Here is a 17,916-nt window from a genome sequence, read left to right as displayed (position 1 = left end):
GCCCCATGTTAGCCACTCACGAATCTGACCGTCTCTATCAAAAAGTAGCAGCGCAAATCGCGCGACGCATCCATGATGGCGATTTTCCGTTGGAGTCTAAGTTGCCGACAGAGCGAAAGCTCGCTGAGACACTAGAAGTCTCGCGTCCAACAGTTCGTGAAGCATTGATTGCGTTAGAAATTCAGGGTTTGGTTGAAATTAAGGGTGGTTCGGGCTCCTATGTGCGTTCGACGCCCCAAGCCGCGCTGGATTTTGAATCACTATTTGATGTTGGCCATTCCGCCCGCGAGATCATAGAAACGCGGCTCATTTTTGAGGTGGAGTTGGCAGGAATCGCAGCGTTGCAGGCTCAGGCCAGCGATTTAGACCTGATGCGTGATGCCGTAAAACGAGGCTGGGAAGATTTTGAAACAAAAATCATCCGCAGCGATAGTTTTGCCAGCGATGCGGATGGGCAGTTCCACCGCGCAATCGCAGGTTGCTCGCATAATGCTTTGAATACTGGAATTGCACGGTTCCTTTGGAAAGGCCTTCGCTCGCCATTGATGCGGGCAATGGAGGATAAAGCAGATTTGCAGCAGCACGCCGAATTGCCTTTATTGGACCACGAAGCGATCTTGCGGGCCATTGAAGCGCAAGAAGTTGATGGGGCAAAAAATGCCATGCGACGCCACCTTATGCGCTACAAGAAGCTTCTGGGTCTTTAACACCAATTTGAGTTCACGCGGTAACGCTAATCCGATGTTGATAAATGCCGCTTATAAAGCTCGACAAAGCCCGTAGGATCAAGCTAAACAACCTTTAGTGAAGTAAGGCTTGTGGGCAGCCTTAGTGCAACAGATGGCAAAGGTTCAAAAAATGAGCGACAATGCGGGCAAATTGATCACTATTTTTGGTGGATCAGGTTTTGTAGGACGTCAATTGGTGCAGGAACTTGCAAAGCATGGACACCGTATCCGTGTTGCGGTCCGTCGTCCCGATTTAGCGGGTGATGTGAAACCACTTGGCACTGTTGGTCAAATTCAGCCGATCCAGGCAAATGTTCGCTTTCCTGATTCTGTTATTCGTGCCGTAAAAGGCGCCGATATTGTCATCAACCTGACAGGCATTCTGTCTGAGGGCGGCAAGCAACGTTTTGATTCTGTTCAAACTGAAGGCGCCAAAACGGTGGCGCAAGCTGCCAAGATCGCTGGTGTTGAAACGCTGGTGCACATGTCTGCATTGGGAGCCGATAAAGCATCTGAAAGCACATATGCCCGCTCAAAGGCCTTGGGCGAAGAAGCGGTGCTTCAAGAGTTCCCAAATGCAATTATCATCCGCCCATCAATCATTTTTGGACTGGGTGACGGTTTCTTCAACCTGTTTGGCGCGATGGCACGCATCTTTCCTGTTTTGCCCCTTGTTGGCGGCGAAACCAAAATGCAGCCCATTTATGTTGGCGATGTTGCTGAAGCGATCGCGGTTGCTGCAAATGGTGGTGTGAAGGGCGGCAAGATTTATGAAATTGGCGGGCTGCAAACAGAAACGATGGCTGAGTTGATGCAACGAATGTTGCGCGAAACCGGCCGGTCAAACATGCTTCTGCCTTTGCCGACCCCAATTGCGAAAATGGTTGGCTCTGTTTTGCAGATTTTGCCAAACCCGATGCTCACCGCCGATCAGGTTGTTTTGTTGCAGAGCGATAATGTGGTTTCTGACGAAGCGAAAAAGCAAAAGCGCACATTGGGTGCATTTGGCATCGAGCCGACCACAATGGACGCTATTCTACCCAGCTATATGTGGCGCTTCCGCAAAAATGGCCAGTTCGAAGAGAATATGCCAACTGCAAGCTAGAAACTTGAATTCTGCTTAGTGAATAGGTTTGCGCCTAGCCAATCAGGCCGAGCGCAAACAAGCCAACCACACCCACAATAATGCGCCACCAGCCGAACAGCGCAAACCCGTAGCGCGATACAAAATCCAGCAAATAGCGCACAACAATGGCCCCGACGATAAACGCGGCGGCAAAGCCGACGGCGATGTCGAGCCCAGCATCAACAGTGATCAGGTCTATGTTCTTATATAGATCGTACCCGAACGCGCCTGTCATAATCGGTAGGGCGATGAAAAACGTGAACTCAGCGGCGGAGCGCTTGTCAGTTCCCATCAGCATCGAGCCGACAATCGTTGCGCCGGATCGTGAAACGCCGGGCACAAGGGCCAACATTTGAAAAAGGCCAATGCCAAAGCACAATGGCAGCGGATAGTCGTAAATGTCAGTATATTTGGGTTCCAATTTCATGCGATCAACGATCAACAGAATGATGCCACCTGTGATCAACATGGAACAAATAATGAGGGGCGTATTGTAGAGAACGGTTTTGATGTAGTCGTGCAGTAACACGCCAGCAAGCGCCGCGGGAAAAGATGCCAATATCACCCCTGCGGCAAATTTCAGCGCGTAAGCTTTGCCGCGCAATGCATCCAGTGCCAAATCCAATAGCTTTTTGAAATATATTGTCACGATGGCCAAAATCGCGCCGAGTTGAATAAGTACTTCAAACGAGCGTCCGGGGTTCTCAAACCCAAGCCATTCACCAAGCAATAATATGTGTCCGGTGGACGACACAGGTAAGAACTCTGTTAACCCTTCGACCACGCCAAGTATAAGGGGCACAAAAATGCCTTGATCAACAGCCATGAGTTCTCCTATCAATCGATGAAAATTTGGCGCAAATTAACGTTAAGACGTTATCATCGTTCTAACGCTTCCTGCCAAGCAAAAAAAGCTAAGCCAAAAAAAAGGGGTCAAGAAAATGTCTGTACCACAATTGCTACATTACACGCTTGATCCTAAATCGCGTTTGGTCCGCCTTATGTGCGCGGAATATGGCAAAGATATCGAATTGGTGCACATCAAGCCTTGGCGTCGGGAACAAGACTTTCTTGATGTGAACCCATCAGGCGAAGTGCCTATCTTAAATGTCGACGATCAATTGACGTTGGTTGGTTCAAGCGCTGTGATTTATTTCGTCGAAGAGCAATTCGGCGCGGAGCCCCTCTTATTGCCCAAAGAGCCCATTTTGCGGGCGGAAACCCGCCGCTTGACCGATTGGGCGCTGGGCACATTTTCTGATGATGTGTCGCGCTATATCGTTGAAGAGAAATTTATCAAAAACGATCGTCCCGGTGGCACACCAGACACCACAGTGTTGCGTGCGGCGCGCGCCAACTTGAGCGAGCATCTTAGTTATTTCAATTATGTCCTAGCGACCCGCCCCTGGTTGGCCGGAAGCGAAATGACATTGGCAGATTTCGCGCTGGCAGCGCAAATTTCAACCCTGGATTACCTTTCAGAAATGCCTTGGGACAATGTGGCCGAAGTTAAGGCTTGGTATCAGCGCTTGAAGTCACGCCCGGCTTTCCGCCCCTTGCTTTTGGACCGTGTCGTTGGCATGCCAGCGTCCGCAAACTATGCGGATTTGGATTTTTGATTGTTACCCCAAGAGGATAAAATTCTTGCGGACCTTAAAAAGCGTGCAGAACGCTTAGGTTTTGTCCATTTTGGTGTCACAAGCACTGACGTGCCTGCCTTGTGGGGCGAACGATTGCAAACCGCAATTGGCCAACAATGGCATGGTGATATGGAATGGATGGCCGATACTTTAGAACGGCGCGTCTCCCCAAATACATTGTGGCCTGCAGCGAAATCAGCAATCGTACTTGCCTATAACTATACGCCGGATAGCAACCCGATGGATTTGCTTGAAGAGCGGGACAAGGGCATAATTTCCGTCTATGCCCGCAATCGCGATTATCACGACATCATTAAGGGCAAACTCAAGGAGCTCGCTGGCGTCATGGCCCGGCAATTGCAGGCGCAGGTCAAAGTATTTGTGGATACAGCGCCATTGATGGAAAAGCCCTTAGCACAACATGCCGGCATCGGGTGGCAAGGCAAGCATAGTGTTTTGGTCTCAAAGGATGAGGGCTGTTGGCTATTCCTTGGCACTATCCTAACAGATGCAGAACTAGCCGCCGATGAACCAGAATCTGACCATTGCGGGTCATGCACAAAATGTCTGGATATATGTCCCACAAACGCGTTTCCCGAGCCATATAAGTTAGATGCGCGAAAATGCATCGCCTATCTCACCAATGAGTATAAGGGCATTATCCCTGTTGAGTATCGCGTACCCATTGGTAATCGCATCTATGGCTGTGACGATTGTTTAGCGGTTTGCCCCTGGAACAAGTTCGCGCAAACAACGTCCGATGCAAAACTGCAAATGCGCGAAGATCTACGCGCGCCAGACCTAATTGAACTGGCTAAACTGGACGATGCAGCGTTTCGCAAACACTTTGCTGGATCACCCATTAAGCGACTTGGCCGGGATGCATTTATCAGAAATGTACTGATCGGGTTGGGTAATGCAGCAGGGCATGATATGGTACACGCGATCAAACCACACTTAGATGATGCTAACCCAATTGTGCGGGCCACCGCCGTTTGGGCATTGGCGCAACATCTAAGCCCCTCCGGTTTCGCGCAGTACAAACTGGATGCATTGCAAACTGAAATCGACGATGATGTCATCGCAGAATGGAACAGCTAGCCAAATGAAATTGTTGATTTTTGGCATGGGCTATTCCGGTGAAGCCATCGCACATGAGTGGGCGCACGAAGTCGTGGGCACGACGCGAACGTTAGAGAAACAGCAGGTCCTGAATTCTAAGGGCTTGGATGCCGTTCTGTTCGATGGACAATTGAACGATGAGCTTGCCGACCACATCAAAACAGCGACCCACATCATTATTTCCGCTTCGCCCAACGCAGATGGGGATCCGGTGCTCAACGCCATTCCCGATCTTGGTGATAGGGCAAAGGCGTTGGAATGGATCGGATATCTTTCGACCGTTGGTGTTTATGGCGACTTCAATGGCGCTTGGATTTCGGAAAAAACATCGCCAAAGCCCGTTTCAGAACGGGGAAATTGGCGGGTGGAAGCGGAAAAGAAATGGGGAGAATTGGCGGCACTCTGCGAGGTCGATTTTGCCGTTTTTCGCTTGGCAGGGATTTATGGGCCGAGCCGGTCAACCTTTGATAAATTGCGTGGTGGTAAATCCCGCCGCATCGTAAAGCCCGGCCAGGTATTCAACCGCATCCACGTCGCGGACATTGCCCAGATTTTGTGCGCAGCGGCAGAGTTACGGGCAGATGGTGTGTTCAACGGTGCAGACGATGAACCTGCGCCACCAAACATCGTCATCGAGCATGGGGCGAAAATGCTCGGCATCGACCCGCCACCAAGCGAGCCGTTTGAGACTGCTAAAATTACGCCAATGGCGCGGTCGTTTTATGGTGACAATAAAAGATGCGGTAATGCGCGGCTTAAAAAAGACCTCGCCATCACGCTACGTTACCCGACTTATCGTGAGGGCTTGGACGCTATTTGGGCAATAGAGAACGAATAATCTCTTCAAGTTTTGCCAAGTCTTGTGGCCGCGAAAGGCGGTGGTCGCCGTCTGGCACCAGCGTTAAGCAAGCGTCATCTAGCATCAGATGTTGAAGCAACCTATGGGCGTGGGCAGGCGGCACGTCCGGATCTTGTTGGCCGTGCATGATATGGACCGGACAATCTGTTTGAATGGGATTGCCAAACATGAGGTGTTGCTCGCCATCATCTAGCAATTTCTGCGTGTATATATAAGGCTCATCGGAATAAGCGCTAGGCACTTTAATGTGCCCGATCGTTTTCATTTGGGCGAGCTGTTCGTCTGAAAATCGTGATGGAACCAGTTCCCGTGACGTGTCGACAGCAGGGGCAATAAGCACAATGCCCAAAATTCGGTTTTCGCCATGCTGTCGCAAATGCTTGTTGAGCAACAGAGCAAGCCATCCGCCCATGGAGGAGCCCACCAATATCTGCGGACCATTTGTGAATTGGTCAAATACGGCAATTGCATCTTCAAGCCACAAAGAAATGCAAGCTTCATAAAAATCACCACTAGATTTGCCATGCGCCATATAGTCAAAACGGGTCACGCTTAAACCGTTATCTTGCCCAATCTGATCAAGCGCTAATGCTTTATTCCCCTGCATGTCAGAATTGTATCCACCAAGCCAAAAAATACCTGGCCCTTCGCCCTTGCGGTGTGCGACCGCGATGTCGCGTTGCGTTTTGTCAGAGCCAAGCTGAATTCTGTCGGTCAAAAGTGTCATGAAAGCCCGTCGAATCGTAGGTAAACAGTATCTTTTGATAAAAGAGCGGCAACTATTTCGCAATCTATGCGCTATTCTTGTGTTTCAAGGTTGACTTTGGAACGATTTAACCAGATTTTATGCGCATATTCAGATTGGTTTCACAAAAGAAGGAAAAGTCACCATTCGTCGTCCACAAAGACCCGTGCAGCCCCAAAAAGATGGGCCACGCTCAAATCGAGAAATTACGTCCCCAGATGTTCAGCTCATTGATGATGAAGGCACCAACCACGGTACGGTAAGTACGCGTGATGCTATGGAACGTGCCCGTGAAGCTGGCTTGGACCTCGTGGAAATTTCACCAAACGCGAAACCGCCGGTTTGTAAAATCTTGGACTTGGGCAAGTATAAATATGCTGCTCAAAAGAAGGCGGCTGAAGCGCGCAAAAAGCAAAAGATCATTGACGTCAAAGAAGTCAAAATGCGTCCCAACACGGATACGCACGATTTTGATGTTAAAATGCGCAACGTTGTGAAGTTTTTGGAAAATGGCGACAAAGTAAAAGTCACCATGCGTTTCCGCGGTCGTGAAATGGCGCACCAGCAACTTGGCCTGCAATTGCTGCACAAAGTTCGTGATCAGGTCACCGAGATTTCAAAGGTTGAAGCGCAACCAAAAACTGAAGGTCGACAGATGATCATGATCTTGTCGCCAACTGCACAGAAATAAGTGCAACATCAGTTTTGATTGAATTAGGCGGGCTTTCGGGCCCGTTTTTTATTTGGCGGGTTGAAATTTCGTGCCAGCCAAGCAACATTTAGTCTCAGGCCAATGTGATGAAGGATGACAAGCCAGTGGTGAAGCAGATGTTGCGCTATGGGCTCGTGCTTGGTGTCCTGCTGGGCCTGTTTGAGTTTTTGCGTCGAGCGAACGCTATCCGAATTTTAAACGAACAAGCCTATTTGGGTATAATCGCGCTAATCTTTTTGATTGGTGGTTTTTTTCTAGCTTGGTCGTTTGCTCAAAAACAATCTAAGCGATTGCGTCGCGGCCCGGCAAAAGTTGCGGCGAGTTTGGACTTGAGCGGACGGGAACGGGATGTCTTATCCTATCTCGTACACGGATACACCAATGCAGAAATTGCGACATCACTTGGGGTGAGTCAAAATACGGTCAAAACCCATATCAAAAACCTGTTTCAAAAATTGGACGTTTCCAACCGCACAGAGGCTGCCGCAGAGGCCAAATTGCTCGGTATTTTGGATTGAATTTGCTCCAATCACCCATTTGAGTGAGGACAGAACCCGTCAAATTTGCCATGCTTCGGCCACAAGAAACATTGGGAGCAGGCAAATGATTAAATCGATCATTCGATGGGGGCTAATTTGCGGCGCTGTTATGACCGTGGTCATGTATGTGCCCCAAATTTTCATACTTGGGGACAAGCCAGAAAACTTTGCGGTTGCCGAGATCGCCGGCTATGTCGGGATGATCGCGTCATTATTGATCATTATTCTTGCGATTAACACGCATTTTAAAGATGCAGGCCCAGACATAAGCATTTGGCAACGGCTAAAGCTTGGCCTTGGCATTACATTTATTGCCGGCGCGATCTTCGGCCTCACCAACAATATCTATACGTTCTGGATCAATCCTGAATTTATGGACACCTACTACAATTACTACATCGATAACTTGCAGATGGAGCCCGGCCCCGAATACGATCTTAAAGTTAAGGAGCTGCAAGGCCAACGCGAGATGTTTGGAACGCCGTTGATGATTTTCCTTGTGATGGCAGCAACAGTTTGGATGATTGGTATTGTTGTCTCGATATTGGCGAGTGTCGGCCACTGGTTTTTGACACGTCGCAACTCAACACAAAACGCTTAAAGGATACAACATGGAACTCGGACGCTTTTCTCTAAGTTTGAACGTCAAAGATATTGCAGTCTCAAGAGCATTCTACGAAGGCCTAGGATTTGAAGTGATCGCAGGCGTGCAGGAGCAAGGTTGGCTGATCCTTGGTCAGGGTGATGCGAAAATTGGCATTTTCCAGGGCATGTTTGACAAAAACATAATGACCTTCAACCCCAAAGACATAAAACCGATCCACAAGAAGTTGGACGAGTTAGGTATTGAATATTCGCGCCAGATGGGGGGAGAAGACTATCCCAAAATGGCCGCGTTTAAAGACCCCGATGGAAATGACATCTTGATCGACCAACATGATGAGTGAATAAGTTGGCAAACATGCGCGATTCAAGACTTGCATATTAGAAACTGTGCGATTATAAACCACAACTTCAAGCGGGTCGGCCGGCCGAAGGGTATGCCGTGTTGATCCAAAATGCTGAACCCGCCATTGGTGTTAAAACCAAAGGCAACAAGAAGGACGAGCAAAATGCCCAAGCTAAAGACAAAGTCAGGCGCGAAAAAGCGCTTTAAAGTGACTGGCACTGGCAAAGTTATGGCCGCTGCAGCAGGTAAACGTCACCGTTTGATCAGCCACAACGGTAAATATATCCGTCAAAACCGTGGTACCAGCGCAATGTGCGATCAAGATGCACGTACGATCAAAAAATTCCTGCCATACGCCTAAATAACGACTTCTAAGGAACCCATTCCATGTCACGTGTTAAAAGAGGCGTAACTTCCCACGCCCGTCATAAAAAAGTAATCAAAGCGGCTAAAGGCTATTATGGCCGTCGCAAAAACACCATCCGTATTGCTAAACAGGCAGTCGAAAAAGCCGGTCAATATGCATATCGCGACCGTAAGGCGAGAAAACGCAATTTCCGCGCTTTGTGGATCCAGCGTATCAACGCCGCTGTGCGTGAGCACGGCCTAACATATGGTCGATTTATCGACGGCCTCAGCAAGGCTGAGATTGCGGTAGATCGTAAAGTGTTGGCAGACTTGGCGGTGCGCAACCCAGAAAGCTTCAAAGCTTTGGTTGATGCATCTAAGGCAGCTCTTGATTACCTCAAAGAAGTTGACGCAGTAACCCACGAGCGGGTTTCAGCTTAAAGCTTTTTACCTCTTCCTATCTGAGGCCGAATTAAAAGCCTTGTGCCTCCCTCAAAAGGGTGGCGCAAGGCTTTCTGCATTTGTAAGGTGCGCCCAGAATCGTAGCTGGGATCTTACGAACAAGCTTACAAAAACACATTGGTTGAACTCAACCGAAAATATGCATTTTGAGGGGACAGAGGTCCAAAATGAACGACGCCATTTCACTTGATGCGCTCCGCGAGCAAATCACCGCAGACATTGAAAATGCAATTGATGAAAAAGCACTCGATGCCGTGCGTGTCGCCGCATTGGGCAAAAAGGGTTCTGTTTCGGGCCAACTAAAATCTTTGGGCAAAATGTCCCCTGAAGAACGTCAAACCGCTGGCCCAGCTATCAACGGATTGAAGAATGATTTGGCCGCGTTGATTGAAACCAAGTCCGCAGTTCTTAAAAAGGCAGCGTTGGAAGCTCGCTTAGCGTCTGAAAAAGTTGATGTCACCCTGCCTCTCCAGCCCGGCCCAATGCAACGCGGCTCGATCCACCCGGTTTCCCAAACACTGGACGAGATCACAGCGATCTTCTCGGATATGGGGTTTGCAATTGCCGAAGGTCCGGACATTGAAAGCGACTATTACAATTTCACCGCGCTGAACTTCCCCGAAGGTCATCCGGCCCGCGAAATGCATGATACGTTCTTCATGAAACCTAAGCCCGAAAGTGAAGGCGAAGAAAGTAATGGCGGCAAGATGGTGCTGCGCACGCACACTTCGCCAGTTCAAATCCGCACGATGGAAAGCCAAGAGCCACCCATTCGCGTGGTGATCCCGGGCCGTACCTATCGTTGCGATAGCGACCAAACCCACACGCCAATGTTCCACCAGCTTGAAGGCTTGGTGATCGACAAGTCGTCTCACATTGGTCAATTGCGCTGGGTGCTTGAAGAATTTCTAAAAGCCTATTTCGAAGTCGATAACGTCAAAACCCGTTTCCGTCCGTCTTTCTTCCCGTTCACCGAACCATCCATGGAAGTGGATGTGCAGTGCGATCGCTCTGGCAACGAAGTGAAAATCGGGCAAGGCAATGACTGGCTTGAAATCCTAGGCTGCGGCATGGTTCACCCAAATGTCATCCGCAATTGCGGACTTGATCCAGATATCTATCAAGGTTTTGCATGGGGCATGGGCATCGACCGGATCGCAATGCTGAAATATGGCATGCCTGACCTGCGTGATTTCTTTGATGCTGATCAGCGTTGGATGGAGCATTATGGCTTCCGCCCACTTGATCTCCCAACATTGTTCGGGGGCTTGTCATCTTGAATATTGTGAATCAACTGTGGGGCGTTATTCAACCATTTTCTGGCGAACTAATAGCCTTTGCTCTTGCAGTACTGGGTAGCATTGTTGCGTCGGTATTGAGACCGCAGGTAAAACTAATTTGGGGCCGGTCCAACAGTAGTTTGCATAATGTTCCGATCCTAAATGACGAGGGTGCTGAAACAGGGTCTGCGAATATTTATGCAGAGAAGTATTATTTGCAAAACACAGGGAAAAAAGGCGCTACAGATGTTGAGTTTGTACTGCGGGGACAATTACCAGACGATTTGTCAGTGTGGCCTAGCCGGAAGTATACTAAGGAGCTAAATCCTGATGGTAGGCTTGTCGTCTCGTTGCCGTTTGTTGCTCCTCGTGAACTTGTGATTCTTGACGTAGTATATATCAACAGAGCTGCAGCAGACGTTGAATCTGTCAAATGTATTGAAGCCACAGGCAGTTGGGTACCATTTGTCACCAATAGAAATTTTGGATTTGTATTCAACATGTTTGCCGCATTACTCATGTTGTTAGGCATCGCTTTTGTCTTGCGAGTTCTTGGCATTATCATATTTGGTTGATGGGTAACTTTTAAATGACAACCGAGCTTGACGGATTAACAGACGACACCGTCTATATCGTCACAGACATTGAAACAGATGGCCCAAGTCCGCTGCGCAACTCGATGCTGAGTTTTGCATCTGTGGCGATGAATCGTCGCGGGGATTTTTTGGGTGAGTTTGAAGTGGTTTTGGAGCCTCGGCCAGATCGTCAGGCGGATCCTGAAACCATGGAATGGTGGCAAACAGAACCCGATGCCTATAAAGCGGCAACTACAGACGCTGTTTCACCCAATGAAGCGATGTCAGCGTATGTTGATTGGGTTGAAGCTTTTGAAGGGCGAAGAGCTTTCGCATCAGCCCCGTTGATTTTTGATGGTACCTTTATCGATCATTACCTTGATACGTTTGCCAACACCCGCGCATTCGGTGGCCCAGGAAGCCAGAAGCGCATTTTCGCAGGTGGCGGTGTCGATATTTACACGATGGCCGGGACAGTTGCTGGTGCGCCACATGATGGTTGGACCACGCGCGGCATTCCAGATAGTTGGATTGGCAATCAGCCCCATACCCATCTCGCCATTGATGATGCCCGCGGCTTTGCGCATCTGTTGAAGCGCTTCTTCGTTGTTGGTGATTTGCCGCTAAAATATCGTGCCCTCGAAATCGCAGAATTTGGCGATGGTGAGATCTTGCGTGATGAGTTGGTGGATTTGATTTCATCAGGCCGCAAAACAGCAACATGTGGCGCACTGGCATTTTACGAAGAGGCCGGCGAAAAACTCCCTGAAATTGGTGAGCTATTTATCGTGCCCGATTGGGCGGGCAATCCAAAGGCTATAATCCAAACAACATCAGTTGAAGTGAAACGCTTTGACGAAGTGGACGAGGATTTTGCGCGTGCTGAAGGCGAGGGTGACTTGTCATACGAGTTTTGGCGCGACGGACACATAGAATTTTTTACCCGCAATGGCGGATATTCACCTGATATGAAACTGGTTTGCGAACGGTTCGAATTAATCGAGACATTCGCTGAAAAAGACGCAAAAGAGTAGACCGATGAAATTCACAATTGATTGGCTCAAAGATCATCTTGATACAACTGCATCAAATGATGAGATCATTGAAACCCTGACCATGATTGGTCTTGAGGTTGAAGAAGTTGAAGACCAAGCAAAGGTGCTCAACGACTTTACGGTCTGCGAAGTTATTAGCGCCGAAAAGCATCCAAATGCTGATAAATTGCGGGTCTGCATGGTCAATACAGGCTCGGGCGATCCGGTGAAAGTCGTGTGTGGTGCACCAAATGCACGCACCGGCATGAAGGGCGTGTTCGCCTCTGTGGGCACGTACATCCCAGGTACGGAATTCACATTGTCAAAAGGCAATATTCGCGGCGAAGAAAGCAATGGGATGTTGTGTTCAGAGCGCGAACTGCTGATTTCTGATGAGCATGATGGCATTATTGATTTGCCGGAAGACGCGCCCGTCGGCACCAAATATGTCGATTATGCTGGTCTTGACGATGTGGTTGTTGATATTGCAATCACCCCCAACCGTGGCGACGCCACCGGCATTTATGGCATTGCACGGGACTTGGCAGCTGTTGGTATCGGTGAGTTGAAAGACGGCACCGTCAAAGCCGTACCATCAACCTTGGATGGGCAAGGCGAGATATCAGTTGATTTCCGCTTTGGCGAAGGCGAACCACAGGCCTGTAAAATGTTCGCGGGACGTCTGTTTAAGGGCGTTAAAAATGGTCCTTCTCCAGAATGGCTGCAAAAGCGATTGATCGCCATTGGCTTGCGCCCGATTAATGCGCTGGCGGACATCACGAACTATATCTCATACGACCGCGGTCGTCCGCTACACGCTTACGACGCAGACAAGATCAATGGTCAATTCCATGCCCGTAACGCCAAGAAGGGCGAGGAAATTGTCGCGCTTGACGGCAAAACCTACGCACTGGACGAAACCATGTGTGTGCTTGCTGACGATAATGGACCGCTTTGTATTGGCGGCATTATGGGCGGTATGGAAAGTGGGTGTTCAGAAGAAACCACAAATATCTTCATGGAATGTGCGTGGTGGGAACCACTTCTCATCGCCCAAGCTGGTCGCAAAACAGGTATCGTTTCTGACGCCCGCTATCGCTTGGAACGCCATGCAGACCCTGACTTCGTGTTGCCGGGCATGGAACTGGCCACGAAAATGATTTTAGAGATTTGCGGCGGTGAGGTGCATGAGACCGTCGTCACAGGCCAAGTCGAATCCGCCGACAAAATCATTGATTTTCCATTGGCAGAGATTACTCGCCTAACAGGCCTAAAGGTGCCATTCGTTGAAGCCAAAGCCATTCTTTCGCGTCTTGGATTTTGGGTTGCTGGCACGGGCGACGTGGTAAAGGTCAATGTGCCATCATTCCGTCCAGATATTGAAGGCAAGGCTGATTTGGTGGAAGAGGTGATGCGCATCGTTGGCGTCGATAAGGTGCCGGTGGATCCATTGCCACGCCTATCTGGTGTTGCACCAAATATGCTGACCACAATTCAAAACCGTCGTCGTGTTGCGCGCCGGGCATTGGCCGCGCGCGGCTTCCATGAAGCGGTAACTTGGTCCTTCATTTCTGAAAAAGAAGCAAATCTTTTTGGCGGCGGCAGCGAAGAGCTAAAGCTCGAAAACCCGATTGTTTCTGATCTAACAGATATGCGCCCGTCTCTTTTGCCCGGACTATTGGGTGCTGTTGGCCGCAATGCCAATCGTGGGTTTAGCGATGTGGCTTTGTTCGAAATTGGCCAAGTCTTTAAAAACGACAAAATGGACGGTCAACTAAACTATGCGACAGGTGTTCGTGCGGGAACCGCAAAGTTCGCTCAAGTCGGGCGTGACTGGCAGGGCAAAGCCAACAAGGTTGACGTGTTTGACGCAAAGGCCGATGCCTTGGCTGCGCTTGAAGTATTGGGTATGAATGTCGGAAATGTTCAAGTCGTCGCAGAACCTGCAGACTGGGCCCATCCGGGTCGCGCAGGCCGTTTGCAATTGGGTCCTAAAATGATCCTTGGCTGGTTCGGCGAACTTCACCCCGCTTTGATCAACGAGCTGGATCTTGTTGGCCCTGTTGTTGCGTTTGAACTTAATCTGGATGCAATTCCTGCATCGCGCAAGAAGCAGAGCAAGGCGAAAGGCGCGTTAGATATTTCTGATTTGCAGCCTGTGCGACGAGATTTTGCATTTGTTGCGGACAAGCAAGTTGAGGCAAATAAATTCGTCAAAGCCGCGAACTCGGCAGATAAGAAGCTGATCCAAACCACCTCGATTTTTGATGTGTTTGAAGGTGAACATGTTGGCGAAGGTAAAAAGTCTGTGGCGATAGAAGTCGTTATGCAGCCACGCCAAAAAACGCTGACGGACGAAGAAATTGATGCGGTGAGCAAGAAAATCATCGCCGCCGTCGAAAAAGCCACCGGCGCAGTGCTGCGGGGTTAGTTGAAATGTTAGAGACAATGCGAAAGTCGCCATTGTTGGTTCTCATTGCGCTGTTTCTGTTTGTAACAATGGGAGCGCTAGGCTCGATCAGCGCGACCGTTGCCCAAGTGCTAGTGCTCTGCGCATTGCCTTTTGTCTGGAAAGAAGATTGGCGAACCCTAATATTGGGTGAACCTATTTTACTCGCGAACCTTATTGCCTTTGCAGCGCTCGCATTGGCCTTTGCAATTGCCATGCGAGACGCGTCAGGTTCACTTCACGCGGTGAATTTCTTGGCAGCTCCTTTGGCTGTAATATTCTATGTCTATTTGCAACGGTTTGAGGTCCCTAAGCTTCTACAATTCATCGCCTGGGTTGCATTTCTAGGTGTTGCCCTGTCTTTGGCTATTTCAGTCTATCAAGTGTGGGGTCAAAATATTGGCCGTGCGGAAGGCTGGACAAGTAACGCGAATGTATTGGCACGGGTTGCGCTATTAAGTGGCTTTGTCTGCCTTATTGGCTTCAGTACGCAGCGTTGGCGCAAAACAGGAATATTGTTGCTTGGACCGCTTTTGGGGCTATTTATTGTCATTCTCAGCGGCTCAAGAGGCACTTTCATTGCCATTCCGCCGTTGGTCCTAACCTTCATGATCTACTTTGCCGTCCTTCTTATTCGAGAGAAAAAGCATGCACAGTTATTATTGCTTACTGGCGTTGCAGTTGTTTTTGGCGTGATTGTGTTTGCTTCCATGTCTGATCGCATGTCGCAAATCGGCAGCACCGTGTCTGCAGTTTTATCTGGGCAGTCCGCAGGCTCTTCAACTGATACCCGAACTGATATGTATTGGGCCGGATGGAATGCCCTCCTAGCAAGTCCATTTTTTGGCTATGGTTGGCCTAATATTGTGGTGGTCGCTGATCGAACTTTGTCGCCGGATGCAAGTGTTTCGAGTTTGATCGGCTTCCGCCATTTGCATAATGACTTTTTTAATTTTGCCGTCGGCGGTGGAATTGTTGGAATTGCAACTTGGGCGACGTTTATTTTCGCGCCCTTGCTACGTGCCATTTTCTTTTGGCCAACAGGCGCAGAGCAGCGCGCACGTTATTTGCTCGTACTAATTCCAGTTTCATATTTAGCATTTGGTCTAACGGATATCACCTTTAGCTATGATGTTTTGACGGTCTGCTATTTCTTTATTGTCGCGATTGCCTTGCGTTTAGCGAAACCAAATCCCCCAATTGTGAACTAATTCAACTTTGGGCTTGGTTGAAATTTAGAACCTTTCATGGGACAAGCGAACAACACACACGTCCTGTTGCCGCAAGGGTTCCAATATGCCTGCTATAAAAAAAGAAGATTTCATCCAGTCGATCGCCGACGGATTTCAATTCATCTCCTATTATCATCCGCTTGATTACGTGGAGGCCGTGGCCAAAGCCTACGAGCGTGAGGAAAACCCAGCGGCAAAAGATGCGATTGCGCAAATCCTGACAAACTCTCGCATGTGCGCCGAAGGGCACCGCCCCATTTGCCAAGATACTGGCATTGCGGTGGTGTTCCTTGAAATTGGCCAAGATGTGCGCTGGGATACGGATATGACCATTGAAGAGATGGTAAATGAAGGGGTGCGGCAAGCCTATACCGGCGTTGATGAAAACCTGCTGCGCGCGTCAATTTTGATGGACCCGGCTGGTAAACGCAACAATTCGGGCGACAATGCTCCGGCGGTTATTCACTATGAAATGGTCGCGGGCGACAAGGTAGACGTGACCGTTGCCGCAAAAGGCGGTGGCTCTGAAAATAAAGCCAAACTGGCCATGCTCAACCCATCTGATGACATTGTTGAATGGGTGCTCAAAACCATCCCAACATTGGGTGCGGGTTGGTGTCCCCCTGGCGTTTTGGGTCTGGGCATAGGCGGCACGCCTGAAAAAGCCATGTATATGGCCAAAAAATCGCTGATGGCACCAGTAAACATTCAAGACCTTATGGATCGCGGCCCGAACTCGACAGCGGAAGAATTGCGGTTGGAACTGTTCGAAAAAGTCAACGCACTTGGCATTGGCGCCCAAGGGTTGGGCGGGTTGACCACCGTCGTTGATGTTAAAGTGATGGATATGCCAACCCATGCGGCGTCTAAACCCGTTGGGCTTGCGCCAAACTGCGCCGCCAACAGACATGTGCACTTCACATTGGACGGTACGGGTGCAGCTGATCTAACCCCACCGCCGCTTAGCGCGTGGCCTGATATTGGTTGGAAACCTTCGGCGCAGGCAAAATCAGTTGATTTGAGCTCATTGACCAAAGAAGAAGTGGCGACTTGGAAACAAGGCGATCGATTGCTGCTGAACGGCAAAATCCTGACGGGTCGAGACGCGGCGCATAAGCGAATTCAATCGCTTTATGAAAGCGGCGAAGGTCTGCCCGAAGGTGTCGATTTCACGGATCGCGTGATCTATTATGTTGGACCGGTTGATCCCGTGGGCAATGAAGCAGTGGGGCCTGCTGGCCCAACCACCGCGACCCGTATGGATAAATTCACAGAGATGATGTTGGATAAAACCGGTCTTGTGGCAATGATCGGTAAAGCCGAGCGCGGGGCTGCAGGTCTTGAGGCGATCAAGAAACACAAGGCCGCTTATTTGATGGCCACTGGTGGCGCTGCCTATCTGATTTCCAAAGCCATTCGCTCGTCCCGCATTGTTGCGTTTGAAGAGCTGGGCATGGAAGCCATTTATGAATTTGACGTCGAAAATATGCCGGTCACTGTCGCGGTAGATTCGACAGGGGAGAGCGTACACAATATCGCACCGGCTATTTGGCGCAAAAAGATCGGCAAATTGCCAGAACTTACGTGATTGATTGTAGCCATTAAAGAAAATGGCTGGCGTTCAAGAAATCGCCAGCCGCTTCATCATTTCCCAGACCCTTATTTCTACTTCGCCTTTGTGGGTTTGCCCCATCTTGGTGAGCTGCCGCTCAACATGCCAACCATGTCGTTCATAAAATCGACGAGCTCCATCATTACCTACAAGGCAATTTAGGCCGGCGATGATCGTGCTCTCGGCCGCCAGTTTTGCCTCACCTAAATCAAGAAGCTTTGCCCCCAACCTTTGACCGCGAAATTTAGGGTCGACAAATAGTTGGGATATTCGGCCGTTCTGCGCGACGATGAGACCAACGATTGTTGTGATTTCTACGGCAACAATAATGTGGGGGTAAAATTCGTCAATTCGTGCCCGCATGAAACCGATATCACGAAATTTCGCGATATCACTATGTTGCATAGACGCTTGCGTCTCGTGCCAAATCTTGTGGTAGAACGCGCTGACTGTGTCCAACTCGTCTGGTTTCGCAACACGAATTTCCATTTATTGCCTCACCCG

20 protein-coding genes are annotated in these 17,916 nt (G+C 49.4%); 17 read left to right on the top strand and 3 right to left on the bottom strand.

Going from position 1 to position 17,916, the window contains the following annotated elements; genetic code table 11:
• Window positions 1–5: 5 nt before the first annotated feature.
• Window positions 6–707, top strand: a complete 702-nt coding sequence (locus AC2D8L_RS10210) for a FadR/GntR family transcriptional regulator (RefSeq protein WP_484685377.1) — start codon at window positions 6–8, stop codon at window positions 705–707.
• 151 nt (window positions 708–858) lie between these two features.
• Window positions 859–1,833: a complex I NDUFA9 subunit family protein gene (locus tag AC2D8L_RS10205; RefSeq protein ID WP_484685376.1), complete on the top strand. Its 975-nt coding sequence runs from the start codon at window positions 859–861 to the stop codon at window positions 1,831–1,833.
• 34 nt (window positions 1,834–1,867) lie between these two features.
• Here AC2D8L_RS10205 and AC2D8L_RS10200 read toward each other — a convergent pair whose 3' ends face one another.
• Window positions 1,868–2,680: an undecaprenyl-diphosphate phosphatase gene (locus AC2D8L_RS10200; RefSeq protein ID WP_484685375.1), complete on the bottom strand. Its 813-nt coding sequence runs from the start codon at window positions 2,678–2,680 to the stop codon at window positions 1,868–1,870.
• Window positions 2,681–2,795: 115 nt separating this feature from the next.
• Here AC2D8L_RS10200 and AC2D8L_RS10195 point away from each other — a divergent pair, with 115 nt between their 5' ends.
• From AC2D8L_RS10195 to AC2D8L_RS10185, 3 genes are read left to right on the top strand one after another with little or no spacing between them, the layout of a single operon-like run.
• Window positions 2,796–3,473, top strand: a complete 678-nt coding sequence (locus tag AC2D8L_RS10195; RefSeq protein WP_484685374.1) for a glutathione S-transferase family protein — start codon at window positions 2,796–2,798, stop codon at window positions 3,471–3,473.
• Window positions 3,474–4,595 carry a tRNA epoxyqueuosine(34) reductase QueG gene (gene queG / locus AC2D8L_RS10190; protein ID WP_484685373.1) on the top strand — a complete coding sequence of 374 codons (1,122 nt, stop codon included), beginning with the start codon at window positions 3,474–3,476 and terminating at the stop codon, window positions 4,593–4,595.
• Between the two features lie 4 nt (window positions 4,596–4,599).
• On the top strand, window positions 4,600–5,454 hold the full coding sequence (locus AC2D8L_RS10185; RefSeq protein ID WP_484685372.1) for an SDR family oxidoreductase: 855 nt from the start codon (window positions 4,600–4,602) through the stop codon (window positions 5,452–5,454).
• Here AC2D8L_RS10185 and AC2D8L_RS10180 read toward each other — a convergent pair.
• Complete coding sequence (locus AC2D8L_RS10180; RefSeq protein WP_484685371.1) at window positions 5,429–6,202, bottom strand: alpha/beta hydrolase; 774 nt, start codon at window positions 6,200–6,202, stop codon at window positions 5,429–5,431. The genes AC2D8L_RS10185 and AC2D8L_RS10180 overlap by 26 nt on opposite strands.
• 163 nt (window positions 6,203–6,365) lie before the next feature.
• Here AC2D8L_RS10180 and infC point away from each other — a divergent pair, with 163 nt between their 5' ends.
• The 12 genes from infC (at window position 6,366) to AC2D8L_RS10120 (ending at window position 17,388) form a co-directional block, all read left to right on the top strand.
• Entirely contained in the window at window positions 6,366–6,911 is a 546-nt protein-coding gene (infC, locus tag AC2D8L_RS10175; RefSeq protein WP_484686388.1) for a translation initiation factor IF-3, read from the top strand.
• Window positions 6,912–7,018: 107 nt separating this feature from the next.
• Window positions 7,019–7,450 (top strand): response regulator transcription factor, encoded by a 432-nt coding sequence (locus AC2D8L_RS10170; protein ID WP_484685370.1) that lies wholly within the window; start codon window positions 7,019–7,021, stop codon window positions 7,448–7,450.
• Between the two features lie 85 nt (window positions 7,451–7,535).
• A complete protein-coding gene (locus AC2D8L_RS10165; protein ID WP_484685369.1) occupies window positions 7,536–8,072 on the top strand; it encodes a DUF4199 domain-containing protein in 537 nt (178 codons plus the stop codon).
• Window positions 8,073–8,082: 10 nt separating this feature from the next.
• Window positions 8,083–8,418: a VOC family protein gene (locus AC2D8L_RS10160; protein ID WP_484685368.1), complete on the top strand. Its 336-nt coding sequence runs from the start codon at window positions 8,083–8,085 to the stop codon at window positions 8,416–8,418.
• A 165-nt stretch (window positions 8,419–8,583) separates the two neighbouring features.
• Window positions 8,584–8,781 (top strand): 50S ribosomal protein L35, encoded by a 198-nt coding sequence (gene rpmI, locus AC2D8L_RS10155; protein WP_236112880.1) that lies wholly within the window; start codon window positions 8,584–8,586, stop codon window positions 8,779–8,781.
• Window positions 8,782–8,807: 26 nt separating this feature from the next.
• Complete coding sequence (rplT, locus tag AC2D8L_RS10150; protein ID WP_484685367.1) at window positions 8,808–9,209, top strand: 50S ribosomal protein L20; 402 nt, start codon at window positions 8,808–8,810, stop codon at window positions 9,207–9,209.
• 188 nt (window positions 9,210–9,397) lie between these two features.
• Window positions 9,398–10,510 carry a phenylalanine--tRNA ligase subunit alpha gene (gene pheS / locus AC2D8L_RS10145; RefSeq protein WP_484685366.1) on the top strand — a complete coding sequence of 371 codons (1,113 nt, stop codon included), beginning with the start codon at window positions 9,398–9,400 and terminating at the stop codon, window positions 10,508–10,510.
• The gene (locus AC2D8L_RS10140) at window positions 10,507–11,085 is read left to right on the top strand and encodes a hypothetical protein (protein ID WP_484685365.1); all 579 of its coding nucleotides are present in this window, start codon (window positions 10,507–10,509) and stop codon (window positions 11,083–11,085) included. Before pheS ends, AC2D8L_RS10140 begins: the two co-directional genes overlap by 4 nt.
• Window positions 11,086–11,099: 14 nt before the next feature.
• Window positions 11,100–12,119, top strand: a complete 1,020-nt coding sequence (locus tag AC2D8L_RS10135) for an ASCH domain-containing protein (RefSeq protein WP_484685364.1) — start codon at window positions 11,100–11,102, stop codon at window positions 12,117–12,119.
• Window positions 12,120–12,123: 4 nt separating this feature from the next.
• The gene (gene pheT, locus AC2D8L_RS10130; RefSeq protein ID WP_484685363.1) at window positions 12,124–14,550 is read left to right on the top strand and encodes a phenylalanine--tRNA ligase subunit beta; all 2,427 of its coding nucleotides are present in this window, start codon (window positions 12,124–12,126) and stop codon (window positions 14,548–14,550) included.
• A 5-nt stretch (window positions 14,551–14,555) separates the two neighbouring features.
• On the top strand, window positions 14,556–15,779 hold the full coding sequence (locus AC2D8L_RS10125) for an O-antigen ligase family protein (protein ID WP_484685362.1): 1,224 nt from the start codon (window positions 14,556–14,558) through the stop codon (window positions 15,777–15,779).
• An 85-nt stretch (window positions 15,780–15,864) separates the two neighbouring features.
• Window positions 15,865–17,388, top strand: coding sequence for a fumarate hydratase (locus tag AC2D8L_RS10120; RefSeq protein WP_484685361.1), 1,524 nt, complete (start codon window positions 15,865–15,867; stop codon window positions 17,386–17,388).
• A gap of 33 nt (window positions 17,389–17,421) precedes the next feature.
• Here the strand turns inward: AC2D8L_RS10120 and AC2D8L_RS10115 are convergent, their stop codons facing one another.
• On the bottom strand, window positions 17,422–17,901 hold the full coding sequence (locus AC2D8L_RS10115) for a GNAT family N-acetyltransferase (protein WP_484685360.1): 480 nt from the start codon (window positions 17,899–17,901) through the stop codon (window positions 17,422–17,424).
• Between the last annotated feature and the right edge of the window lie 15 nt (window positions 17,902–17,916).

The organism is Maritalea sp. YIW29 (genome assembly GCF_057219265.1).
Note: the sequence above shows the minus strand (reverse complement) of the source record. Positions and strands in the feature narration are given on the sequence as shown.